This is a genomic window from Pseudomonas syringae pv. tomato str. DC3000 (assembly GCF_000007805.1).
Lineage (GTDB): Bacteria > Pseudomonadota > Gammaproteobacteria > Pseudomonadales > Pseudomonadaceae > Aquipseudomonas > Aquipseudomonas avellanae.
In genome coordinates this window covers 5,519,667-5,543,785 of sequence record NC_004578.1, presented here as the reverse complement: position 1 = coordinate 5,543,785, position 24,119 = coordinate 5,519,667, and the positions used below count along the sequence as shown (strand labels likewise).

The window sequence follows — 24,119 nt, the reverse complement described above, 5'->3', positions numbered from 1 at the left end:
TCTTCAGTCTTGCGCGATGGCAGGTGTAATCGAAGCGCAGGCTTTTTTGCCCGGCTCAGATGCGACGCAGAGCGTCACGAGCTGCATTCCCACGCGGAGCGTAGGAACGATATTCAAAAAACGAGTCAATCCAGCGCACCCATCACCCGGCCGGCAAAGCCGTAAACCTCGCGCAATCCCGCCAGGTCCACCAGCTCGACTTCGCGCGACTGGCCCGGTTCGAAGCGCACGGCGGTGCCGGCCGGGATGTTCAGGCGCATGCCGCGGCTGGCGGCGCGGTCGAAGGTCAGCGCGTCGTTGGTCTCGAAAAAGTGGAAGTGCGAGCCCACCTGAATCGGCCGGTCGCCGCTGTTGGCGACGGTCAGGCTGTGGGTGCGGCGTCCGGCGTTGAGTTCGATGTCGCCGGGCTGGATCTGGTATTGACCAGGGATCATGTCGGTTGCCCCAAGGTTTTGAAATAAATGGCGGTCGGTCGATAGCGACCGTCCGGTGTAGCGCAATAATCCGGCAGCTCACCCACGCGGTGGTAGGCCAGCGAGCGATAGAACGCCTCCGCTGTGGAGCCTGCCTCGGTGTCCAGGTGCAGCAGCCCGCGCTTGAGCTTCACGGCGGTCTGTTCCACCTCGTCCATCAGTTGCCTGCCCAGGCCACGACCACGCGCAGTGGGCAGCACCATCAGTTTCTGCACTTCGGCACGGTTCAGGCCGTTGGGCTTCTGGCACAGTGACAACTGCGCGCTGGCCAGCACGTTCGCGTTTTCAGCCACCACCCACAGCAACAGACTGCCAGCGGCGATATCGGCCTTCAGCCCGTCGCACCAGGCGTAAGCCTGCTCCAGGTCGAGATCGGCCATGAAGCCGACCGAGGCGCCGTCATGGACCGTGTCGAACAGCAACTGCGCCAGGCCATGGCGGTAATGCGCGAAGCTTTCAGCAGTGACACGTCGCAGTTGTGCGTGGTTCATGGCGTGCTCTCTAGAGTGATTGAGGCGCTTGCGAGGCGGGTGCGCAAGCACCGGGCGACAGGTCGAGCTGCATGAAGGTCAGGTCCAGCCAGCGGCCGAACTTGGTGCCGACCTGTGGCATCTGCCCGGTAGTCTTGAAGCCTAGACGCTCGTGCAAGGCGATGGAGGCAGCGTTGCCGCTTTCGATCGCCGCGACCATCATGTGCTTGTCGCAGGCGCGGGCGCGTTCGATCAACTCAGCCATCAAGCGCGGCCCCAGGCCTTTGCCACGTTGATCGGCGCGTACGTAGACCGAATGCTCGACCGTGTGACGAAACCCTTCAAACGGCCGCCAGTCGCCAAACGACGAATAACCCAGCACTTCGCCTGCGCTGTCGACAGCGACCAGGACTGGATAGGCCTGGGCCTGACGAGATGTGTACCAGGCCTCGCGATTGGCGAGATCGACCGGCTGTTCGTTCCAGATGGCCGTGGTGTTGAGCACCGCATCGTTGTAGATAGCCAGAATGCCCGGCAGATCGTCCGCCAGCGCATCGCGAATCGGGTCATGCATGCTCACGTCCTCAGGCAATCGGCTGATGCACGGTGACCAGTTTGGTGCCGTCCGGGAAAGTGGCCTCCACCTGAATCTCAGGGATCATTTCCGGAATACCTTCCATGACCTGATCACGGGTCAGCAGCGTGGTGCCGTAGTGCATCAGGTCAGCGACGGTCTGCCCGTCACGCGCACCTTCCAGCAATGCCGCCGAGATGTAGGCCATGGCTTCCGGATAATTGAGCTTCACACCGCGTGCCAGACGCCGTTCGGCGACCAGTCCGGCGGTGAAAATCAGCATTTTGTCTTTTTCGCGTGGCGTCAGGTCCATGAGGTATTCGCTTCTTCAGATTCGGTGGTTGATCGTTCCCGTGCTCCGGCCAGAAATGCCGCCCTGGATGCATCAGGTCCAACCCTCAGGTATTCCAGATTCTCGGCATTACCGCCTCGCGTCCCAGCAGGGCAGGGCGCAGGCGTTTCCAGATTTCTATCAGCCAGGCCCTGGCGTGCAAGGCTTCGTCAGCCAGACAGCGCGCGACGATTAATCCCGGCAACTGAGTCAGATTACCGCGCACCGGACTGGGCATCGACAGCGAGCGGCAGACTTCAAGCAGGTCGCTGTCCACGTCACCGGTCAGCAGCAGGGTGGCGAACACCGTTTTGCCATCCAGCCCGATGGGCGAATCCAGCAGCCCGTCAGCGCCGATAATGCGTTGCCGCTCGTGCCAGAGCAACGTGCCGTCACGGCGGATATCCAGATGCGACTGAAAGTGTCCGTGCTCGAAACGCTCACCACTGGCGGGGCGGCCCAGCGCCACGACGTCCCAGTAGCATAACCGGGCATCACCATGCAGTTCGATGCGCGTGGTCAGTTCTGCCTGAGCGTTGCTGAACACGATGGTTTCCTGCGGGAGCCATTCCAGTGTCGCACCAGGCTGGACATGCAGCTCCAGTTGCTGAAACGCCGGGCTGGCTGCGCGATACCATTTGGCCGCGCCGGGGCTGGTCAGTTGCGCCCAGGCATGTGCGCCGACGTTGACTGAAATATCCAGCCGGTCGCCCCCGGCAATACCGCCCGGTGGGTGAACGATGATGTGCTGGCACACCTCGGGTCCTTCGGCATACAGGTGTTTTTGCACCCGCAGTGGCCCTTTGTGGCGACGTTGGGTCGGGCGCGTGCAGTCATAAAAACGGCCATAGCCCAGCTCCAGCTCGGCGTGCCAGCTGGGCGTGAACAAGGCGGTGTGGGCAGGCAGATTCATGGCGTCTTCATTGCTTGGTCGAGTGCTGCACGATAACGGATTGGCGCATCAGATGGTGACCAGACCGCGAACACCCTCGGCCTCCATGTTTTCGCCCCGACCCTGCTGAACGATCTCGCCCCGCGACATCACCAGATACTGGTCGGCCAGTTCTGCCGCGAAGTCATAGAACTGCTCGACCAGCAGAATAGCCATGTCACCACGCTCGGCCAGTTTTTTGATCACGGCGCCTATCTCCTTGATCACCGAGGGCTGAATGCCTTCGGTGGGCTCATCGAGAATCAGCAAGCGCGGGCGACTTGCCAGCGCCCGGCCAATCGCCAGTTGTTGCTGCTGGCCACCGGACAGATCGCCACCACGGCGATGCTTCATTTGCAGCAGTACCGGGAACAGCTCGTAGATGAACGCCGGTACCTCTTTGGCTTCAGAGCCCGGAAAGCGCGACAGGCCCATCAACAGGTTTTCCTCGACCGTCAGCCGCCCGAAGATCTCCCGACCCTGAGGGACGTACGCAATACCGGCATGCACGCGTTGATGCGGCTTGAACCCGGTGATGGCCTTGCCTTCCCAGTGCACCGCGCCTTCCTTTGAAGGCAGCAAGCCCATCAGGACGCGCAACAGTGTGGTCTTGCCGACGCCATTGCGGCCCAGCAGGCAGGTGACTTCACCGACCTTCACATCAAACGACAGACCGCGAAGGATATGGCTGCCGCCGTAATATTGGTGGAGCTTTTCGACCTGGAGCATGGTGGGTCCTTTTTTGAGCTGCAAGCTACAAGTTTCAAGCGGCAAGAAAGAGCAGCATGCTGCCTTTGCTTCTAGCTTGCCGCTTGCCGCTTGCAGCTAAAAGCTTGCAGCAGGGCGCTAGCGCCCTAAATACACTTCAATCACGCGTTCGTCAGCCTGTACGTCGTTCAGTGAGCCTTCGGCCAGTACGCTGCCCTGATGCAGCACGGTGACGTGGTCGGCAATCGAGCCGACGAAGCCCATGTCGTGCTCCACCACCATCAACGAGTGTTTGCCCGCCAGGCTCTTGAACAGTTCGGCGGTGAATTCGGTTTCGGCGTCGGTCATGCCTGCCACCGGCTCATCGAGCAGCAAAAGTTGCGGGTCCTGGACCAGCAACATGCCGATTTCCAGAAACTGCTTCTGACCGTGGGACAACAAGCCCGCCGGGCGATGCATCGAGGGGGTCAGGCGGATGGTTTCCAGCACTTCGCTGATTCGGTCCTGTTGCTCGCCTGTCAAGCGTGCACGCAGGCTGGCCCATACTGACTTGTCGGTCTTCTGCGCCAGCTCCAGGTTTTCGAACACGCTCAGGGCTTCGAATACCGTGGGCTTCTGGAATTTGCGGCCAATCCCGGACTGGGCAATCTGCACCTCGCTCATCTGCGTCAGGTCCAGTGTTTCGCCGAACCACGCTTTGCCGTGGCTTGGCCGGGTCTTGCCGGTAATGACGTCCATCAGCGTGGTCTTGCCCGCGCCGTTGGGGCCGATGATGCAGCGCAGCTCGCCCACGCCGATGTACAGGTTCAGATCATTTAGCGCCTTGAAACCGTCGAAGCTGACGCTGATGTCTTCAAGGGTCAGGATCGTGCCATGCCGCGTGTTCAGCCCTTTGCCAGCACTTTTGCCAAGGCCTACCGCGTCGCGGCTGGTGCCTGCGTCGGAGTTGGGGGCCAGAATCGGCTCAAGCATGAACGAGGGCGTCGGAGTGGTTTTCATTGCTCGCTCCTTTTCTTCAGCAAGCCGATCACGCCCTTGGGCAGGTACAGCGTGACAATGATGAACAGCGCGCCGAGAAAGAACAGCCAGTATTCCGGGAAAGCCACGGTGAACCAGCTTTTCATGCCGTTCACCAGACCGGCACCCAGCAGCGGGCCGATCAACGTGCCGCGCCCGCCCAGCGCCACCCACACAGCGGCTTCGATGGAGTTGGTCGGCGACATTTCGCTGGGGTTGATGATGCCGACCTGCGGCACATACAGGGCTCCGGCCAGACCGCACAGCACCGCGCTCAATACCCAGACGAACAGCTTGAAGCCGCGCGGATCGTAACCGCAGAACATCAGGCGGTTTTCCGCGTCACGCAGCGCGGTCAGCACCCGACCGAACTTGCTCTGTGCCAGTTTCCAGCCGATGTACAGGCTGGCGACCAGCAGCACCACCGTAGCCAGAAACAACGTGGCTCGGGTGCCTTGCGAGCTGATGCTGAAGCCCAGAATGCTGCGAAAATTGGTGAAGCCGTTGTTGCCGCCAAAGCCGGTTTCGTTGCGAAAGAACAGCAACATGCCGGCAAAGGTCAGCGCCTGGGTCATGATCGAGAAGTACACGCCCTTGATACGTGAGCGGAAGGCAAAGAAGCCGAACACCAGCGCCAGCAACCCCGGCGCCAAGACCACCAGGCACATGGCCCAGAGAAAGTTATCGGTGCCCGCCCAGTACCACGGCAGTTCGGTCCACGACAGGAAGGTCATGAATGCAGGCAGGCCGTCACCCGCGGCCTGGCGCATCAGGTACATCCCCATCGCATAGCCGCCCAGCGCGAAAAACAGGCCGTGGCCCAGCGATAACAACCCGGCGTAGCCCCAGACCAGGTCCAGTGCGAGGGCGACGATGGCGTAGCAGAGAATCTTGCCCACCAGCGTCAGGGTGTAGGCCGATACCTGAAAACTGTTATCGGCCGGCAGAAGCGACAGCAGCGGCAGTGCCAACAGCACGGCCAGTACCATAATGCCCAAAGCCAGCGTGCCCTTTGGGCCAACCTTCTGTGCGGCGGTTACCATCAATGGCTGGCTCATCAGTCAATCACCCGTCCTTTCAGTGCGAAGAGGCCTTGCGGACGTTTCTGGATAAACAGAATGATCAGCGCCAGGATCAGGATCTTGCCCAATACGGCGCCGATTTGCGGTTCGAGAATCTTGTTGGCGATACCCAGCCCGAAAGCCGCCGTCACGCTGCCGGCCAGTTGTCCGACGCCACCGAGCACCACCACCAGGAACGAGTCGATGATGTAGCTCTGGCCGAGATCAGGGCCGACGTTGCCGATCTGGCTCAGGGCGACGCCGCCCAGGCCTGCAATGCCTGAGCCCAGCCCGAACGCCATCATGTCGATGCGCCCGGTCGGCACGCCGCAGCAGGCGGCCATGTTGCGGTTCTGGGTCACGGCGCGCACGTTCAGCCCCAGGCGGGTCTTGTTCAGTAGCAGCCAGGTCAGCAGCACCACGAACAGCGCGAAGGCGATGATCACGATGCGGTTGTAAGGCAGCACCAGATTGGGCAGCACCTGAATCCCGCCGGACAACCATTGCGGGTTGGCCACTTCGACGTTTTGCGCACCGAAGGCCAGGCGCACGGCCTGGATCAGCATCAGGCTGATGCCCCAGGTGGCGAGCAGGGTTTCCAGCGGGCGGCCGTACAAATGACGAATCACCGTGCGCTCCAGCACCATGCCGATCATGGCGGTGACAAAAAACGCCACGGGCAATGCGATCAGCGGGTAGTACTCGATGGCACCCGGCGCGTAGCGCTGCAGCATCAGTTGCACCACGTAGGTCGAGTAGGCACCCAGCATCAGCATTTCGCCGTGGGCCATGTTGATCACGCCGAGCAGGCCGAAGGTGATTGCCAGCCCCAGCGCCGCCAACAACAGAATCGAGCCCAGCGACATGCCGCTGAACGCCTGACCGAGCACTTCGCCGATCATCAGCTTGCGGTTGACCTGCGCCAGGCTGGTTTCAGCGGCAATGCGCACTGACGCATCGGTTTCGACGCCCGGCGCCAGCAGCGACTCAAGACGGGTACGCGCCAGCGGGTCGCCGGTTTCGCCGAGCAGGCGCACTGCCGCCAGACGCACCGAGGGGCTGGAATCGACCAGTTGCAGGTTGGCCAGCGCCAGTGTCAGCGCGCTTTTAACGCTGGAATCGGTTTCGCTGGCCACGCGCTGGGTCAGCAGATCCAGTTGCGCGGGGCGGGCGCTTTTTTGCAATTGCAAAGCTGCCGCAAGACGCAGCCTGGTGTCGGCTGCCAGCAATTGGTGGCTGGCCAGCGCGGTATCGACCAGGCCGCGCAGCCGGTTGTTCAGGCGCAATTTGCGCGGTTCGTCAGGGGTTGGAGCGTCGGCAGCCGCAGGCGCATTCGCATCCACTGCCCCGTATTTGTCGTTGTTTTCGATCCACGCGCGTTTGCTACTGTCGGCGGCAACACGGCCATCGCGCAGCGCTTCCAGCAGTTCGATGCGTTCAGGGACCGGGCTGGCTGCCCAGGCCTCCAACAGCTCGGCCTGTCGGGAAGAACTGGCTGCGGCAAAATCACCGGCATCGCTGGCCTGCGCTGCGAAGGGCAGCAGCAGGCTGATGGCGAGGATCAAACGGTAAAAATAAGAAGGCATATCAATATGGCCTTGGTCTGTTATGGCGTTCCACTAGACATTCGTGGCTGTTCGCCCTGACGCTGCTCGTTCCTCACGCTCTGCGTGGGAATGCCTTCCGTGACGCTCTGCGTCAACCATGCACCGAGCCCCGCGCTCAGGATCGGACGCGGAGCGTCCAGAACTGCTTTCCCACGCTGGAGCGTGGGAACGATCAGGCTGTGTTGATAGGGGTCAGTTGCTTTTCACCGGAGTGTCCGGCTTCTTGTCATTGCCGGGAATGTACGGGCTCCACGGTTGGGCGCGAATCGGCTCCTTGGTCTGCCAGACGACGTTGAACTGACCGTTGTCCTCGACTTCGCCGATCATCACTGGCTTGTGCAGGTGATGGTTGGTCTTGTCCATGGTCAGGGTGAAGCCCGATGGGGCGGCGAATGTCTGCCCGGCCATGGCTTCGCGGACCTTGTCCACGTCAGTGGATTTGGCTTTTTCGACGGCTTGGGCCCACATGTGGATGCCGACGTAAGTGGCTTCCATCGGGTCGTTGGTCACCGCCTTGTCAGCGCCCGGCAGGTTTTTCTTCTGGGCGTAGGCTTTCCAGTCAGCAACGAACTTCTTGTTGACCGGGTTTTCCACCGACTGGAAGTAGTTCCAGGCAGCCAGGTGGCCTACCAATGGTTTGGTGTCGATGCCGCGCAGTTCTTCTTCGCCAACCGAGAAGGCTACAACCGGTACGTCGGTGGCTTTCAGGCCCTGGTTGGCCAGTTCCTTGTAGAACGGCACGTTGGAGTCGCCGTTGACGGTGGAGATAACGGCCGTCTTGCCACCGGCTGAGAACTTCTTGATGTTGGCCACGATGGTTTGATAATCGGAGTGACCGAACGGGGTGTAGACCTCTTCGATGTCCTTGTCCGCCACACCTTTGGAATGCAGGAACGCACGCAGAATCTTGTTGGTGGTGCGCGGGTAGACGTAGTCGGTGCCCAGCAGGAAGAAACGCTTGGCCGAGCCGCCGTCTTCGCTCATCACGTACTCGACCGCAGGAATGGCCTGCTGGTTAGGCGCTGCACCGGTATAGAACACGTTGGGCGACATTTCTTCGCCTTCGTACTGCACCGGGTAGAACAGCAGGCCGTTGAGTTCTTCAAAGACTGGCAATACGGATTTGCGTGATACCGAGGTCCAGCAACCGAAGACCACCGCCACTTTGTCCTGAGTCAGCAACTGACGGCCTTTTTCTGCGAACAGCGGCCAGTTGGAGGCCGGGTCCACGACCACAGCTTCGAGCATCTTGCTGTTGACGCCGCCTTTGGCGTTGATTTCGTCGATGGTCATCAAGGCCATGTCTTTGAGCGAGGTCTCGGAGATGGCCATGGTCCCGGACAACGAATGAAGAATGCCGACCTTGATGGTCTCGGCAGCCTGAACGGTCCAGGTCAGCCCCATGGCGACGATCGATGCGGACAGGGTAAAGGCTTTGATCAGGCTGCGACGCTTCATTGACTGGCTCCCTTCATTGTTTTGATGGTTCTGCGGCGGTGCATTACGTTGCCCGCTACAAGCTTTAGCAAGGTCTGGGCCAAGGCCCGCAGGTCGCAAAATGGAACGAATGTGTCGTGGGGCGAGGAGGGTGTGCACCAAGGTGGACCCCGGCTTTGCTCGGCGTGCGCTCCGGGCTCTGAAATGGTGCAAAGCTGCTTTGCAGGAGCGCCGGCCAGGAATGGCCGGCTTCCAGGATCAGTCGCTTGCGGGTTTCAGACCCAGAGTTCCTGTTCTCCTGTATAGAGATCGTAGGTCTGATCGACCATTTGTTCGGGCGCATCGAACCAGGCAAACAGCTGTCCGTTTATCCGCTTGGTCGCACCCAGTTGCACGCACGTGCCTGGCGGGATTGCCACGTGATCGCCAAGAAAGCCGGTGAACATGTTCTTCTTGGGCACTCCCGGTGCAAAGATGAAGAACACCGGGTGGTTTGCGGCATTGGCGTTGCTGCTCACGAACCCGTCCTGGCTCCATCTGGAGGCATTGGCTCGCGACACCGATGCAGACTGCACGCCGTTGTCGGTGAACACCGAACCCACTTCGCGCTCAAGGCATGCCACCCCGTCGCTGGACACATAGGTGGCGCGAAAGGCAGTGCCTTCCCACGCATTGAGTTTATGGAACTGACGTAAAAATCTGCGCGTGGTGGCGTTGCGCACGCCGCTTCGCAGCAGCGGGTTGATGTCTGTTGAACCGCTTTCCACGTAGGCGACTATTTCGGAATAGTTTTCTGCGTTGGATGTCTGGGCCAGCGCCAGGTAGTCGGTCTCGAAGCTCAAGCGTTCGGCGCTACTTGCTTCCTCCAGAGACGCCGGCCAGAGATTTGTCAGGCTGGTCAGTTGAGCCTGGGCATTGCGGATTGCGGACTGACTCATGCGCAGGATCTGTTTGCCCACGATTTTCCAGGTGCCGTTGGTGCTGCGCAAGGCAAACTCCTGCTCGTGCACCAGTTGCGTTGCATCCATCGGGTTTACCCGATAAAGGCGTGAGTGGCCGAACAGGTTGGCCCGCCGGCTTATTAAGCAGGTCTGGCCTTCTACCTCAATGGCGACGAAGCGTTTGGGGTCCATTGCAGCGATCAATTTCGAGTCTGGGAAACGCGGCGCTTTTGAATGCGACAGGAGGTAGCCGATCTGTGCCTGCCCATCACGACCGACTCTGCGTACCAGGTGCGGACGTCTCACCGTTTTTGCGGCGCTTCCTGCCGGTTTCAAGGCCAGCGCCAAATGGCCGACCAAGGTAATGGCAAGATAGCTGAGGGCGCTCAGAAACTCCTCGGCGGCACCTTCCAGGTCGTTTTCATCGATTTTCGAAAAAGCGCTCCAGGTTTTGTAAAGGCCAGCGCCCAGCGAGACAGGCATCATGATCGCGCCAGGCAGAAACAGAATCGCAATGCTCGCGATCAGATCGAAGCCCCGACCCGATTGCCCTGTACCGGTGGACAGGCTCATCTGCCGTTTGGCTTCGTTGATCAGATGGTTGATCTTGGTCTCGTGATTTTCCTCGTAAATGTCTTTGCTCTGGCTGACAAACACGACTGGGCGCAGCAGCCTTGACGGGATCGGTAGCAGCGTCAGTTGGGTGAATACTTCTGGCGGACGCCAATGCTTGGCTTCCTTTTCGTACTGCATGGCATGCAGCGTCTCAAGACGCCTGGAAACCGGTATTTGCTGAATCAGATACTGCTGGAAGGGTGCCTCTTCCAGAAAGCTGGTGGTCAGGTGATACATGCTGTTAAACCAGCGGAAAACCACACCGTCGGAAGCATCCAGCGTGCAAAGCACCAGCGGCCCCTTCTCGAATTTACCGGCTGGAGCAATCAGCATGACATTGGTCATCTTGAATTGGTTGACGCTGAAAAAACGGACTTCAATGCTTTCCCCTGCCATGGTTCGACGTCCTTGGGGGGCTGGCGAATCCAGCACAGCCTTGATCCACTCGCGACCGGCTGGTGCAAAAGCCTGTTGCTCGATCTCCAGCAGCGCCATCTTCATCTGAGCTTGCAACATGGCTTTTTCTGACCGCTTGAGCTGCTGTGCATACGCCGAGGTTTTCAGGTGCAGGTCAAGGTAATCACTGAGGTATCGGTGATCTTCCAGCGTGGCAATCAGCTCGGTTACGGCCTGCTTGTCCAAGTGCGCAAGGGGGACGCCTTCGGCGTCGACAGCGCGTAGAAGCACGGCATCCTTGGCCTTGGTGCGCAGGGCCTGGGTATGCACCAGTTGCCTGAGTGAAACGTTCTCGGTCTCGGTTTCTGGCAATACAGGCGCGCCGGGAATTTCGAGCACTTCGGTGCCCGTCCTGTAGGTCAGTGAAATATTGATCTGTTGCGCCGTTGCAGCGATGGATAGCCGGTTCAGCAGTTGAGCCAGTTGCTGGTCGATAAAGCGCGCCGGATAGGTGCGGCTGTCATTTTCCGCCTGGCCGAAGTGCTCCTTGCTGGCTTTGCGCATGTTCACCACCTGCTCGCCAAACCGCTGTGCCTCGCGATGCCATGCCTGACGCTGCGTCAGCGTCATGGTTTTCCACCAATCGGGCATCTGGTTTTGCACTAGATCGCTGTCGAACCCGTCGAGTCGCCAGTGGTTGTCGAAGTAAATCCTGGGTTTCAGCAAACTCGCTATCGATTGCTTGAAACAGACCGCGTCCATCTGCTGAGAGCGGGCCAGCTGTACAGCCTGAGCGAAGACCGACTGCTGCGCGACAACCTGCCGGGCAAGCAGCAGGCTGAGAAAATTGCCGTCCATCAGGGTGTATTGCCATTGCAAGATGGGGGTGGGTTCGGTGGGGCTTGCCTGCCCGGTGCTGACGCCGTCGCCCAAACGTCCTCTGTACTTGGGTTCAGTCACTCGCTGAACAAGGGCGTCATTCAACTGTTTCAATGAGGCAAATGCTTCCAGCCCGTCATGGGGCGTAAACAGCAGGACATCTTCCAGCTCTTCCAGGTCAAGCTGGACCGGCGCATCACGAAGACGCCGGGCAATGGCAAACGCACCGTAAAGCGACAGCGAGGGGCCGTCGCCGTCTTGTGCCGACAGGCTGTAAACACTGTGCGGCTGTAGGTCTGCGAGACCTGCGGTCGCATTTGTGGCACATGGCCCAAGGGCGGCCGAAAGCAGGCTGTAGTGCCCGGTCGTCATCTTTCCCAAGGCGATCAGCACCGCACATTCGGATGTCAGGCACTCGATCTGCTCAGCGACAAACCGGCTGCTCCGGGTTTCGCCATTCAGCGTCGCAGTGCTCCAGTAGTCTGCAAGTTTAGCGGTGTAGCGCTGCTCCAGTTGCTCGCTGACCTGGGTAAGGAACGCTACAGTCGCTGCCCGCCCCAACGGCTTAATGGCTGGCGGCTCGATGTCAGGCTGCTGTGTGTCAGGCGTTGGGGAACGAGCGTCGAGAGGCGGGTGGAGAGCGACTACATCATTGTCGATCCATTGCAAATGGCCGGTGAAATATTCGATCAGGCCAGGGATCAGTGGAACCCTGTGTATGTTGCTACCGTGGTCGAATTCGACCTCGCTGTCACGGTAGGTCAGCCAGGTCGTCTCGACATCCAGCTCGGGTTTGAGCGGGTGCAGCAGGTCACGGGCCAGTTCTTGCGTCGTCTTGCTGAAATCGGGTGGATAGGTATCGCTGGCAAGCGAGGCGGGTAGAGGTGGGGCTGATGTGGTGAGCGGTAAGTTCATGGTGCCGATTCGTCTGCATGATGGATGATCCGCTCGAGGCAATGGCCAGGCGGTTCATTTCATATAGTCAGGGTTGGCGGCAAGGCGCTGTCGGGCGTGGCTTGTCGATGCTTGTGGCATCGTCGATGCGCAAAGTAGGACCGATCTTCGGGCTGCAGCCCTGGCAGGGCGAGAGGCGAGGCCTGAAACCGGGTATGAGGAGGAATTCATCACAACGCCACTCAATGGTTTCAGGCCCCGCAGGGAGCAATCTAAGCTGTTGCCGCCCGTTTGGCAAAGCGCGAAAGCACTATTCGATCAAGCACCCAGACAATCAGCATCGAAATGCCCACCAGAGGGAACAGTACTCCCAGCGCAATCATCACCACGGTCGCGGTTTTCCAGCGTGGCAGGTCGTGGCGCAACGGCGGCACACCCAGCCCGCTCTGAGGTCGGCGTTTCCACCAGATCACCAGCCCGCTGACCGAACTGAGCAACACCAGCAGGCACACCAGCAGGATCAGCAACTGGTTGACCCAGCCGAAAAACTTGCCTTCATGCAGCATCACGCCCAGCTCGGTGGCTTTGGACACTGCGCTGTAATCGACATAACGGACATCGGCCAGCACCTTGCCGGTGTACTGATCGATGTGCAGCGTTGCGTCATCGCGCGGGTCGTCGGCGAACACCGACACGGTAAACACGCCATCGGCGGTCTTGGGCTGAGTGATGCTGTAACCCGGCACGATTTCTCTGGCGCGTGCAATGTCTACGACCTTTTGCAGCGACACGGTCGGCGCAGCCGGTGCGCTGGACATGTGCATGTGGTCCATGTGCTCGGCGTGTTCACCGGCCGAAACCGGCATCGGTGTGTTCTCCATTGCCCACGGCACGGTTTGCACGCTGGCATTGTTCAGCTCGCCAGCCTGCTTGTCGGACTTGGGGACGTCAGTCCACATGGCTGCCGGGAAGGTATTCCACACCGCGGCGTATTGCTTGCCCCACATGCCGGTCCAGGTCATGCCGCTCAACAGCATGAACAGCAGCAATAATGCACCCCAGAAGCCGGTCACTGCGTGCAGATCGCGCCACAGCACGCGCCCTTTGGCGGTCAGGCGCGGCCAGAATACACCCGCCGCCGAGCGACCCCTGGGCCACCACAGATAAAGGCCTGAGACCACCAGTACGATGCCCCAGCCCGCCGCCAGCTCGATGAGCCGGTCGCCCAGTGTGCCGATCATCAGTTCGCCATGCAGTGCACGGGCAATGGCTTGCAGGTTTTGCTTCGCGTCCTGAGTGCCAAGCACTTCGCCGCGATAAGGATCAATGAAGACATTCACCTCCTGACCCTGCTCGCTGACCACAAACTGCGCGCTGCCGCTGGCACTCGTCGGTGGGAAATACTTGCCGATGGTGGCTTGTGGATAAGTATTCAGCACCCTCTGTTGCAGCTCGTCGGCACTGAGGCGATGCTCGGCCGGTGCCACGTTCAGCAGGTCGCTGTACATCAGGTTGTCCAGCTGCGGCTTGAACAGGTAGATGATCCCGGTCAGCGACAGGAGGATCATGAACGGCGCGACGAACAGCCCGGCGTAGAAATGCCATCGCCAAGCCAGGTTATAAAAAGAGACAACAGGTTTGGACACGTTCAACACTCCCCAGTAGGGATTACACAGCACAAATCGCGCGCAGCCCTGGGCCACGCGCGATCGTGAAATCTTTTTTGCGGTTATGCCGTGATGAACGTTGGCGGCGCCCGGCTTCGGGCGTTGGGGAAAATCGATTTGCGTGCATGGCCGTGCAGTGGCGCCAGCGCGAAGAAGTCACCGGGCCTTGGCGGGGGCGCCGCAACCAGCTCCACTACCTGGGGCAGCGCCGGGCAACTGAACAGCAGGGTGCAATAACCGCATTTGGCCCACAGCGCGTGATCGCTCATGCCGGTGTCGGCAGGCATGGCGTGCTCGCTGCCGTGGTGGGCGTGGCTGTCGGCAGGCATGTCCATCGTGGCTGGCATGGACATGGACATGCCGGCGTGCTGATCCATCGGCATCGACTGGGAAACCAGTGGGCCGATAAAGATCATCAACATGGCGAACAGGCTCAGCCATGCGCCCCGGTAGTGACGGGGCGCGGGTGGTCTGTCGTTGCGGCGTGTGGCGCTCAATCTGAACGGTTACTCAGTGCTGGTGTTCCGGAGCCTGCTTTTGTACCACGACCTGCACCTCTACATCGCCTGCCTTTTCAAAATGCAGGGTCATCGGGAAGCGCTGGCCGACCCTCAGTTTCGAGCGATCCTTGAGGTCCAGCAGCATCACATGCCAGGCCATCGGCGCGAAACTCACTTTTGCCCCTGCCGGAATATCGACCGCCTCAACATGCTGCATCTTCATCAGCCCGTCGGCGTGTACATGCTCATGCAATTGCGCCTGCCCGGCGATGGGCGTGTCGACACCGATCAGCCGGTCGTCGCTGTCGCCTTTGTTCTCGATAATGAAATACGCCGCCACTGTGGGCGCATTGGGCGGCAACTCCATCGACCACGGATGGCCAATCAGCAGCGACCCTGCCTTGTACTCATGGGCCTGGGCGAAGCAGGCCGGCAGCAAAAATGCGGCCAGCAGGAGTGCTTTTTTGAGCATGGGGGTGATTCTCCGGTGGCGTTCAGGTGTTTTAGGCAAGAGGGACGGACAAGCGTGCTATTTCGTTCAGCGCTGCCCTTACGAGCAACCCGCCTCCTGAATCCTCTTCAAGACACGCATCCAGATAATTGGCCATATCTTCAGGTGTCTTCAAATAGTCGACGGTATCGAACGGTGTCGTCTCGTTGTTCATGGTTGCTCCCTTTCACACAGCTCTCTAAATCTCGTGCCAATGCTCCGCGTTGGCATGCATTTCGTGAGGCTCTGCTTCCCCCATCAAGATCGGACGCAGAGCGTCCGGAAATGCATTCCCACGCTGGAGTGTGCGGAACGAGAACTATCGTGGTTTTGGGCTGGTTTCAGCAAGCCCCAACACCCCAAGTACCTCATCCACGCTCCACAAAATCCTGTCCACGTCAGGCAACTGCGGGCGTTTCAAGATGAGGACGGGCAGGCCGCGTTCGCGGGCGACGTCCAGTTTGGGTTCGGTGGAGCTGCTGCCGCTGTTTTTGCTGATCAGCACGTCGATATTGCGTTGTTCAAACAGTTGGCGTTCGTCTTCCAGCACAAACGGACCGCGCGCGCCGATCACTTCGCAGCGGTCGTTGCCGGGATAGCTGTCCAGTGCACGCAGTGTCCAGAACTGATGTTTCGGGATTTCATTGAGATGCTGCAAGGGCTCGCGACCCAGCGTGAACAGCGGGCGCTTGAAAGGGGCCAGTGCCGTGACCAGCGCTGACCAGTCGGCCACTTCGCGCCAGTCATCGTCGGGGCCGGGCTGCCATGCCGTGCGGCGCAAGGCCCAGCAGGGAATGCCAGCAATCCGGGCCGCCAGCGCGGCATTGCGGCTGATCTGCGCGGCATACGGATGGGTAGCATCAAGCAGCAGATCAACACCCTGGTCGCGAATGTACTGCGCCATGCCCTCTGCGCCGCCGTAGCCGCCGACTTTCAACTGACAGGCCAGATCGGTCGGCACCCGGCCAACGCCCGCCAGGCTGTAGATGTGCTCAGGCCCGAGCTTGCGTGCAATCGCCAGCGCTTCGGTAATGCCGCCCAACAGCAGAATTCGTTTCATGTGTGTTCCTTCGATAACGCAACGCCTGCCTGACCGACGACCCCGCCCTGACGGTCGATGGCGAACACCTCGACCTCAACAGTGGCAGGCACCACGCTTCGGGCAAACGCCAGTGCATGACGACACACTTCATCGCCCAGCGGCACGCCCGCCGCCGCGCACATCGCCAGCGCCTGCTGGCTGGTATTGGCGTGAAGAATCTGTTGCTGCAAGGCCGCGTCCGCGCCGACCTGCGCCGCCCAGAGCGCCAGTTGCGGCAGGTCGATGCTTGAATGGCGGCTGTGCAGGTCCATGTGCCCGGCGGCCAGTTTGCTGATCTTGCCGAAGCCGCCGCACAGGCTCAACTTATCCACAGGCACCTTGCGCAGGTGCTTGAGTACCGCGCCCACGAAGTCGCCCATCTCGATCAGGGCGATATCCGGAATGTTGTAGACGCGGCGCATGGTGTCTTCGCTGGCATTGCCGGTGCAGGCGGCGATATGCCGATAGCCATTGGTGGTGGCGACGTCGATGCCTTGATGGATAGAGGCGATGTAGGCCGCGCAGGAAAACGGCCGGACGATCCCGCTGGTGCCCAGAATCGACAATCCGCCGAGAATGCCGAGACGCGGGTTCATGGTCTTGAGCGCCAGCGCTTCGCCGCCCTCGACGCCAATCGTGACCTCGAAACCACCGCTGTAGCCGAGTTCTTCTGCCAGCCGCAGAAGGTGCTCGGTCATCATGCGTCGAGGCACCGGGTTGATGGCCGGCTCGCCCACCGCCAGCACCAGACCGGGGCGGGTTACGCTGCCCACACCTGCGCCCGCCACGAAGCGCACACCGGGGGCCGCTTCCTGCCTGACGCGGGCAAACACCAGTGCGCCGTGGGTGACGTCGGGGTCGTCACCGGCATCCTTGAGCGTTCCGGCTTCGGCGAAGTTATCCACACGCCGGCAGAATTCCAGGCGCATCTGCACCTGCTTGCCCTTGGGCAACACAATCTCCACCGCATCGCTTATCTGCCCACTGAGCAGCAATCGCGCTGCCGCCAGGCTGGTCGCGGTCGCGCAACTGCCGGTGGTCAGGCCGCTGCGCAGCGGGGCCGGTTGTTCGGCGGTCTCTTCGCGCATCAGGGTTTGACTACGTCCAGCAGAGTGATCGGCAGTGCTTGACGCCACGTGTCGAACTCGCCGAGAGGCTGGGCATGCGCGACGTGAATGCGCGTCAGTTCGCCGCCATGCCGCTCGCGCCAGGCCATCAGTGCGACCTCGCTTTGCAGGGTCACGGCGTTGGCCACCAGTCGTCCGCCGGAGCGCAGTTGCTCCCAGCAGGTTTCCAGCACGCCGATACGCGTGACGCCGCCGCCGATGAAAATCGCATCCGGGCGTTCCAGGCCGTTCAGCGCCTGAGGTGCACTGCCGCGCACCAGTTGCAGGCCGGGCACGCCCAGCGCATCGCGATTGAATTCAATCAGTTGCTGACGACCCTCGTCGGCCTCGATGGCCATGGCCCGACAGGTCGGATGAGCCCGCATCCATTCGATGCCGATCGAGCCGCAGCCCGCCCCCACATCCCAGAGCAATGCGCCTGGCACCGGGGCAAGGCGGGCGAGGGTGATGGCGCGCACATCGCGCTTGGTCAACTGGCCGTCATGCTCGAACGCACTGTCTGGCAAACCGGCCAGCGTGCTCAGGCGAATAGCGCTGGCATCGGCGCGACAATCGATAGCGACAAGATTGAGCGCAGCGATTTCAGGATTGCCCCATTCGCTGGCCAGCCCTTCGACACGCCGCTCCGCTTCACCGCCCAGATGCTCCAGCACGGTCATGCGGCTGGGGCCCAAGCCTCGCTCGCGCAGCAGACCGGCGATCACGGCTGGGCTACTGCCGTCATTACTCAGCACCAACAGGCGCACGCCGTGATGGAAATGCGCGTTCAGCGCGGCCACCGGCCGGGCAACCACCGACAACGTGACGACTTCCTGCAACGGCCAGCCAAGGCGTGCAGCTGCCAGCGAATAAGAGGAGGGCGCGGGCAGGATGCGCATTTCTTCGATGGCGACCACACGCGCCAGGCTGGCACCGACGCCGAACAGCATGGGGTCGCCGCTGGCCAGTACACAAATCTCGGCACCGCGCTGCTCCAGCACCGGGTTCAGCGAGAACGGGCTTGGCCATGCGCGCCGTTCGGCGCCAATGCAGGGCGGCAGCAACGCCAGCTGGCGCGGGCTGCCGAACACCTGATCGGCGTGCAGCAGCGCGTGCCGGGCGTTCTTTCCCAGGCCCTTGTAACCGTCTTCTCCGATTCCCACGACTGTCAGCCACGGCGACATGTACACACCTCAATCCGAACTTCCGACAGAGCGCCTTTTCATGCCTGCGGACAAAGCAGGCATAATACCGCGCCCGACGGGGTACAAGTGCTCTAATCCGTTTTCCAGCCAGTTCATACCGGGTGATCCATTGAACGAGCAGCAGTCCGCTCGCACATCGTCTGTAACGCTACGCCCCTCGGCCTGTCCGGGGTTGCTGCGTATCGTCCCGGCGCTGGACGGCGGAATCTGCCGGATCAAACTGGCGGGTGGCGTCATCACCAGCGCGCAGGCGCTGGCGGTTGCACAGGCTGCGCAGACTTATGCACAGGGCGTGATCGAAGCCACCAACCGCGCCAATCTGCAGATTCGCGGCATTGGCGCTGATCATGATGGCCTGATTGAAACGCTGATGGCCGCAGGGCTCGGCCCGGCCAACCCTGCCAGTGACGATGTGCGCAACCTGATGCTCAGCCCGACCGCCGGGCTGGATCCGCACATGCTGTTCGATGCCCGGCCATTGGCTGCGCAGATTCTGCGTGCGCTGGAAAACCACACGCGCTTTCAAGAGCTGTCGCCCAAGTTTGCCCTGTCGCTGGATGCCGGTGAAGCGCTGGTTATGCTGGAGCATCCACATGACGTCTGGTTATCGGCGCTGAAGACGGGCGACGAGGTGCTGCTGGCGTTCGGGCTGGCGGGTTGTCCGGCCAGTGATCGACCGCTGGCCGCTGTACCGCCGGCGGCTGGAGAGGCGTTGGTTGTCGCGTTGCTGGAGCTGTTCCTCGATCTGGCTCGCCCGGAGCACACCCGGATGCGGCACTTGCTGGCCGAGCTGTCCACAGACGAGCTGCTGCGCCAGCTGTCTACTCGGCTGAGCTGCCCGGTGCGGGTTGATGACGCGGTTACCGGCTGGCAGCGCCCGGCAGTTCAGGGCAATCGGCATATCGGTGTTTATCCACAGGCGCAGTCAGGCCTGGTGGCGGTCGGTGCCGTGGTGCCGCTGGGTCGTCTGACCGCGCCCATGCTCGCTGCGGTGGCGCAGCTGGCGACCGATCATGGCGACGGCACCTTGCGATTGACGCCCTGGCAAAGCCTGCTGCTGCCCAACGTGCCGGCCGAGCGTGCGGCAGCCGTGATGGCGGCGTTGCAGGCAGCAGGCCTGATCTGTTCGGCCGAACAGCCGCTGGCGCAGATCGTGGCGTGCACCGGGTCTGCCGGATGTGCAAAGGGGCTGGCCGACACCAAGGCCGATGCCCTGCAACTGGCCAGCGGCCTGGCTGTCAGTCAGGCCGTGCACTTGAGCGGTTGCACACGTTCGTGTGCCGCTGCTCACGTGGCGCCGGTGACGTTGCTGGCTGTTGCGCCCGGCCGCTACGACCTTTATTTTCGCGACGCAACCCACTCCGGTTTCGGTGTGCTGCGCGCGCGTGACCTTACTATTGAAGCAGTCGGTGCGCAGTTGAACGCCGACTCACGGAGCAGCATTGCATGATTGATTACATCCGCGATGGTCAGGAGATATATCGCAACTCCTTCTCGATCATTCGCGCCGAAGCGCGCCTGGACACGATCCCCGCCGACCTGGAAAAACTCGCTGTGCGCGTGATCCATGCCTGCGGGATGGTCGAAGTCATCGAAGACCTGCGCTTCTCGCCGGGTGCCGGTACCGCCGGGCGCAACGCCCTGGCCGCCGGTGCGCCGATCCTTTGCGACGCACGCATGGTTTCCGAAGGCATCACCCGTACCCGATTGCCTGCCAACAACCCGATCATCTGCACATTGCACGATGACGGTGTGCGCGAAATGGCGCTGGAACTGGGCAATACACGCTCCGCCGTGGCGCTGGAACTGTGGCGTCCGCACCTGGAAGGCAGCGTGGTGGTCATCGGCAACGCGCCGACCGCGCTGTTCTACCTGCTGGAAATGCTCGATGCCGGCGCGCCGAAACCCGCGCTGATTCTCGGCTTCCCGGTCGGTTTTGTCGGCGCTGCCGAGTCCAAGGCCATGCTCGCTGCCGACAGCCGCGGCGTGCCATTCGTGATCATGCAGGGCCGTCGTGGCGGTAGCGCCATGGCTGTGGCCGCTGTCAATGCACTGGCCACGGAGATCGAATGATGCAGGCGCGCGGTCGATTGATTGGCCTGGGCGTCGGTCCCGGCGACCCGGAACTGATTACCGTCAAAGCCTTGCGCCTGCTGCGTGAGTCGCCGGTGGTGGCGTACTTCGTGGCCAAGGGCAAAAAGGGCAACGCGTTCGGCATCATCGAAGCGCACCTGCAGGACGTTCAGACCTTGATGCCGCTGATCTACCCGGTCACCACCGAGGCATTGCCAGCGCCGTTGTCGTACGAGAAAGTCATCAGTGATTTCTACGACGCGTCCAGCCTTCAAGTGGCTGCGCATCTGGATGCCGGGCGTGATGTGGCGGTGATCTGCGAAGGCGACCCGTTCTTCTACGGCTCTTACATGTACCTGCACGACCGCCTGGCCGAGCGCTACGAGGCTGAAGTGATTCCGGGTGTGTGCTCGATGCTCGGTGGCGCGTCGGTACTGGGCGCGCCGTTGGTGTATCGCAACCAGAGCCTGTCGGTGCTGTCCGGTGTGCTGTCCCATGACGATCTGAAACGCAAGCTGGCCGATGCCGATGCTGCGGTGATCATGAAACTGGGTCGCAACTTCCACAAGGTCCGCGAAGTGCTGACCGAGCTGGGCATGGCCGGGCGTGCGCTGTATGTCGAGCGCGCGACCATGAGCAACCAGAAAATAGTGCCGCTGGATCAGGTCGATCCAATGTCTTCGCCGTACTTTTCGCTGATTATCGTTCCTGGTGACAGGTGGCAAGGCTGATGACTCCCAACACTCCGGCCATCGTCATTCTCGGTAATGGCAGCCTCGCTACGGCAAAGCGCATTCAGCAGCTGTTTCCTGATGCGCTGATTCATGGCCTGGCCGAGCGCGTGCAGGGCGCTGACAATACGTACAGCGAGTTCGGTGCCACGCTGCGTCAGTTGTATCAGCAGAACACGCCGATCATTGCCCTGTGTGCCGCCGGCATCGTGATTCGCACCCTGGCCCCGCTGTTGCTGGAAAAGGGCGTCGAGCCTCCGGTGCTGGCTGTGGCTGAGGACGGCAGCGCCGTGGTGCCACTGCTGGGCGGTCTGGGCGGGGTCAATGTCATGGCGCGCAGCATTGCCTGCGGGCTTGGCGTTGCACCGGCCATTACCACCAGCGGAGAATTGCGCTTCGGCACGTGTTTGCTCAACCCGCCCAGCGGCTATGCATTGGGCGATCTGGAGCTGGGCAAACGTTTTGTCTCCGACCTGCTCTCCGGTGAGCCGGTGCGCATCGAAGGCGAGGCCCCGTGGCTGGCTCAAGCGCAATTGCCCGAAGACCCGCAGGCCGAGCTGGCGATTCATGTTGGCTGCGCCCTACGTGAGCCTGCGGCCAATGAATTACTGATTTACCCGCGCAGTGTGCTGGTCGCCGTCAGCGAAATGACCGCTGAACTGGCTGCACATGTGCGTACGGCATTGCGCGACTCGAACATTGCCGAGCAATCCCTGGCCTGCCTGCTGGCCAGCGAAGAGCAGATGGCCAGCGCGCTGCTGCACCAGGCCGCCAGCGAGCTGGGTGTCCCGTTACGCTTCGACAAGGCCGGGTCGGCCAGTGAAATGGCCTCCAGCGCTGTGCCGCAACTGCTGCCGCCACTCAGCGTCGGCAGCGACATGGCGATTGCCGTGGCGACGCAACCGCTGAACGTGCAACAGATTGGCCGTGGTCGCGGTCGCCTCGCCGTCATCGGCCTTGGCCCCGGTGCAGCCGAGCTGATGGTGCCTGCGGTCAAAACCGAGCTGGCACGCGCCAATGACGTGCTCGGTTATGAAACCTACGTACGCATGGCCGGGCCGTTTCGTGCCGATCAGGTGCTGCACTGCACCGACAATCGTGAAGAAATGCAACGTGCCCGGCATGCCTTCGAACTGGCGGCTCAAGGCCGCTCGGTGGTCGTGGTGTCGTCCGGTGATCCGGGGGTTTTCGCCATGGCTTCAGCGGTGCTTGAAGCGTTGCATGAGTCGGATAATCCTCACTGGCATGCGGTCGAGCTGGAGATTCTGCCAGGTGTCTCGGCTTCCCTGGCAACTGCCGCTCAGGCGGGTGCGCCGCTGGGGCACGATTTCTGCGTGCTGTCGCTGTCCGACAACCTCAAGCCCTGGGACATCATCGAAAAGCGTCTGGACCTTGCCTGTCAGGCCGATCTGGCGCTGGCGTTCTACAACCCGATATCCCGCTCCCGACCTTGGCAACTGGGGCGTGCGCTGGAAATCGTTCGTCAGCATCGGCTTCCCGAAACGCCCGTGACATTGGGGCGTGACGTTGGGCGTCCGGGTCAGACATTGCGTGTGATCACGCTGGGCGAACTGACCCCGGATCAGGTGGACATGCGCACCATGGTACTGATCGGTTCATCGCTGACCTGCACCTTCCCTCGTAACAGCGGTGGCAACTGGGTCTATACGCCGCGTTGGTATGGCGCGAAACCTACAGCCTGAGCCTGCTGGCTTGTCATACCGGTGGCGTCCGGTTGTGGGAAAACGCTGAAATCCTCACGTAAACGCGCGATATGCAAGCCGGACTTCCTGCCTGCGTATCGCGCGAATCAATCGCTTGTGAGCTATCCCCCCTTGTAGTCCATTTCGTTGTATGCCCGTGGAATGCTCTGTGGTGCCCGATCTGTCGGGGGATCACGTGCAGCTCGACCTGTTGCTTCTTCACAACAACCTGCAATCTGGCGATTTGACGCGGACATTTATCGACACAGGGCGCTTCCAGGCAGTCCGTTTTATTTCGTTAGTCTTGCTCCTGTCCATCGGGACGCATGAATTAACGGACTAATGAAATGAAAAAGGAAACCCCTATGAGCACCACCGATAACCTTGATTACCTCGCTGCCTGTGAACTGGCTGACTGCTCCCCGCAATTGGCCGCCTTTGCAGCTGCTCGCAATACCCCATCGCGTCTGGTGGGCGGCGATGCGACGGATGCAGCCGGAAGTGATGAGGGCGCTACAGCCGCAGTCGTCGCAGGCGGCCTGATCGCCTTTGCCGAAGGCGTGTCGCGTCAGAGCAAGGACGACGTCATGAACTCCTTTCTGTTCGCCACCCTGGTGGCCAAAAAAGCGTTCGACGCCGAAACCCAGGGCGATCAGTGGTACGACAAATTCAATGAAGTGCTTTCCAAGCTCGGCTGGCTGTCCACTCACTGGAACTACTCGCGTTACAGCGCTACCCAGCAACGCTTTAGCATGGACGAGGTCGGTCTCGAGATTCTCGGTTCGGCCATCACCGCCGCTGCATTGCCTGGCCCTGCCTCGCTGTTGATGCTCAAGGTCGCCGCTGATGCCGTTGCCGCCCTGAGTGCCAAAAAAGAGCCGCTGCGCCTGTTCGAGAGCCAGACAAAAGCACACCGTGGCGGCAGTTTTCGTATCGCCTCATGCATCGAGTCGGCAGATGGCACCGTCAATCTGGCCATGGGCGCAGTCACCTTTCAGACCGACAGCGAAGTCACCAATGTTCTGTTCTGGGAATGGCAGGACACCAACGTCAAAACCTGGAAGGGCGAGGACAGTCTGGTGCTGAACACCAGCCTGTATGCACGCCATCGCGAGCTGATTCAGCAACGTCTGGGCGATAACGCCAAGAGTGCGATCGACGCGTTCGAGATCTGAACGGATTATTTGCGGAGACGCGTGTCGTCTCCGCTTCCGGGATAAAAGGAATTT

The 24,119-nt window shown here is 61.2% G+C and carries 22 protein-coding genes and 1 pseudogene; 5 read left to right on the top strand and 18 right to left on the bottom strand.

Translation table 11 applies throughout. From position 1 onward, the window contains the following. Positions 1-125: 125 nt before the first annotated feature. From PSPTO_RS25300 to PSPTO_RS25215, 18 genes and pseudogenes are all read right to left on the bottom strand, one after another. A complete protein-coding gene (locus tag PSPTO_RS25300) occupies positions 126-434 on the bottom strand; it encodes an urease subunit beta (RefSeq protein ID WP_005763098.1) in 309 nt (102 codons plus the stop codon). After that, positions 431-964, bottom strand: coding sequence for a GNAT family N-acetyltransferase (locus PSPTO_RS25295; RefSeq protein ID WP_011105222.1), 534 nt, complete (start codon positions 962-964; stop codon positions 431-433). Before PSPTO_RS25295 ends, PSPTO_RS25300 begins: the two co-directional genes overlap by 4 nt. Before the next feature lie 10 nt (positions 965-974). Continuing rightward, on the bottom strand, positions 975-1,517 hold the full coding sequence (locus tag PSPTO_RS25290; protein WP_011105221.1) for a GNAT family N-acetyltransferase: 543 nt from the start codon (positions 1,515-1,517) through the stop codon (positions 975-977). A gap of 10 nt (positions 1,518-1,527) precedes the next feature. Further along, positions 1,528-1,830, bottom strand: coding sequence for an urease subunit gamma (ureA, locus tag PSPTO_RS25285; RefSeq protein WP_005763104.1), 303 nt, complete (start codon positions 1,828-1,830; stop codon positions 1,528-1,530). Positions 1,831-1,915: 85 nt separating this feature from the next. Beyond that, positions 1,916-2,761, bottom strand: coding sequence for an urease accessory protein UreD (locus tag PSPTO_RS25280; RefSeq protein ID WP_005763106.1), 846 nt, complete (start codon positions 2,759-2,761; stop codon positions 1,916-1,918). A 48-nt stretch (positions 2,762-2,809) separates the two neighbouring features. Next, entirely contained in the window at positions 2,810-3,508 is a 699-nt protein-coding gene (urtE, locus tag PSPTO_RS25275) for an urea ABC transporter ATP-binding subunit UrtE (protein ID WP_005763108.1), read from the bottom strand. A gap of 117 nt (positions 3,509-3,625) precedes the next feature. Further along, positions 3,626-4,486 carry an urea ABC transporter ATP-binding protein UrtD gene (gene urtD, locus PSPTO_RS25270; protein ID WP_003376420.1) on the bottom strand — a complete coding sequence of 287 codons (861 nt, stop codon included), beginning with the start codon at positions 4,484-4,486 and terminating at the stop codon, positions 3,626-3,628. Next, on the bottom strand, positions 4,483-5,562 hold the full coding sequence (gene urtC, locus PSPTO_RS25265; RefSeq protein WP_011105220.1) for an urea ABC transporter permease subunit UrtC: 1,080 nt from the start codon (positions 5,560-5,562) through the stop codon (positions 4,483-4,485). The genes urtD and urtC overlap by 4 nt, the downstream gene beginning before the upstream one ends. Then, positions 5,562-7,151 carry an urea ABC transporter permease subunit UrtB gene (urtB, locus tag PSPTO_RS25260; protein ID WP_005763115.1) on the bottom strand — a complete coding sequence of 530 codons (1,590 nt, stop codon included), beginning with the start codon at positions 7,149-7,151 and terminating at the stop codon, positions 5,562-5,564. Before urtB ends, urtC begins: the two co-directional genes overlap by 1 nt. Before the next feature lie 213 nt (positions 7,152-7,364). Beyond that, a complete protein-coding gene (urtA, locus tag PSPTO_RS25255) occupies positions 7,365-8,630 on the bottom strand; it encodes an urea ABC transporter substrate-binding protein (protein WP_011105219.1) in 1,266 nt (421 codons plus the stop codon). Positions 8,631-8,884: 254 nt separating this feature from the next. Beyond that, positions 8,885-12,355, bottom strand: coding sequence for a dermonecrotic toxin domain-containing protein (locus PSPTO_RS25250; RefSeq protein ID WP_046463546.1), 3,471 nt, complete (start codon positions 12,353-12,355; stop codon positions 8,885-8,887). 251 nt (positions 12,356-12,606) lie between these two features. Beyond that, positions 12,607-13,980, bottom strand: coding sequence for a PepSY-associated TM helix domain-containing protein (locus tag PSPTO_RS25245; RefSeq protein ID WP_005763119.1), 1,374 nt, complete (start codon positions 13,978-13,980; stop codon positions 12,607-12,609). 83 nt (positions 13,981-14,063) lie between these two features. Beyond that, complete coding sequence (locus PSPTO_RS25240; protein ID WP_011105217.1) at positions 14,064-14,498, bottom strand: DUF2946 domain-containing protein; 435 nt, start codon at positions 14,496-14,498, stop codon at positions 14,064-14,066. Between the two features lie 13 nt (positions 14,499-14,511). Beyond that, positions 14,512-14,973 carry a copper chaperone PCu(A)C gene (locus PSPTO_RS25235; protein ID WP_005763123.1) on the bottom strand — a complete coding sequence of 154 codons (462 nt, stop codon included), beginning with the start codon at positions 14,971-14,973 and terminating at the stop codon, positions 14,512-14,514. Positions 14,974-15,025: 52 nt separating this feature from the next. Then, positions 15,026-15,166 (bottom strand): annotated as a pseudogene (locus tag PSPTO_RS29980) (DNA-binding protein); the annotation flags it as partial. A 144-nt stretch (positions 15,167-15,310) separates the two neighbouring features. After that, positions 15,311-16,051: a cobalt-precorrin-6A reductase gene (locus PSPTO_RS25225; protein WP_005763127.1), complete on the bottom strand. Its 741-nt coding sequence runs from the start codon at positions 16,049-16,051 to the stop codon at positions 15,311-15,313. Next, a complete protein-coding gene (locus PSPTO_RS25220) occupies positions 16,048-17,160 on the bottom strand; it encodes a cobalt-precorrin-5B (C(1))-methyltransferase (protein ID WP_007244641.1) in 1,113 nt (370 codons plus the stop codon). Before PSPTO_RS25220 ends, PSPTO_RS25225 begins: the two co-directional genes overlap by 4 nt. After that, positions 17,160-18,362 carry a bifunctional cobalt-precorrin-7 (C(5))-methyltransferase/cobalt-precorrin-6B (C(15))-methyltransferase gene (locus tag PSPTO_RS25215; RefSeq protein WP_005763130.1) on the bottom strand — a complete coding sequence of 401 codons (1,203 nt, stop codon included), beginning with the start codon at positions 18,360-18,362 and terminating at the stop codon, positions 17,160-17,162. Before PSPTO_RS25215 ends, PSPTO_RS25220 begins: the two co-directional genes overlap by 1 nt. 130 nt (positions 18,363-18,492) lie before the next feature. On the opposite strand from PSPTO_RS25215, the gene cobG reads away from it, so the two are divergent. From cobG to PSPTO_RS25190, 5 genes are all read left to right on the top strand, one after another. Further along, complete coding sequence (gene cobG / locus PSPTO_RS25210) at positions 18,493-19,833, top strand: precorrin-3B synthase (protein ID WP_193383855.1); 1,341 nt, start codon at positions 18,493-18,495, stop codon at positions 19,831-19,833. Further along, complete coding sequence (locus tag PSPTO_RS25205) at positions 19,830-20,456, top strand: precorrin-8X methylmutase (protein WP_005763134.1); 627 nt, start codon at positions 19,830-19,832, stop codon at positions 20,454-20,456. Before cobG ends, PSPTO_RS25205 begins: the two co-directional genes overlap by 4 nt. Next, positions 20,456-21,187: a precorrin-2 C(20)-methyltransferase gene (locus PSPTO_RS25200; protein WP_005763136.1), complete on the top strand. Its 732-nt coding sequence runs from the start codon at positions 20,456-20,458 to the stop codon at positions 21,185-21,187. The genes PSPTO_RS25205 and PSPTO_RS25200 overlap by 1 nt, the downstream gene beginning before the upstream one ends. Beyond that, complete coding sequence (gene cobJ / locus PSPTO_RS25195; RefSeq protein WP_011105215.1) at positions 21,187-22,890, top strand: precorrin-3B C(17)-methyltransferase; 1,704 nt, start codon at positions 21,187-21,189, stop codon at positions 22,888-22,890. Before PSPTO_RS25200 ends, cobJ begins: the two co-directional genes overlap by 1 nt. Positions 22,891-23,237: 347 nt before the next feature. Then, positions 23,238-24,065 (top strand): hypothetical protein, encoded by an 828-nt coding sequence (locus PSPTO_RS25190; protein ID WP_044391804.1) that lies wholly within the window; start codon positions 23,238-23,240, stop codon positions 24,063-24,065. Positions 24,066-24,119: the final 54 nt, after the last annotated feature.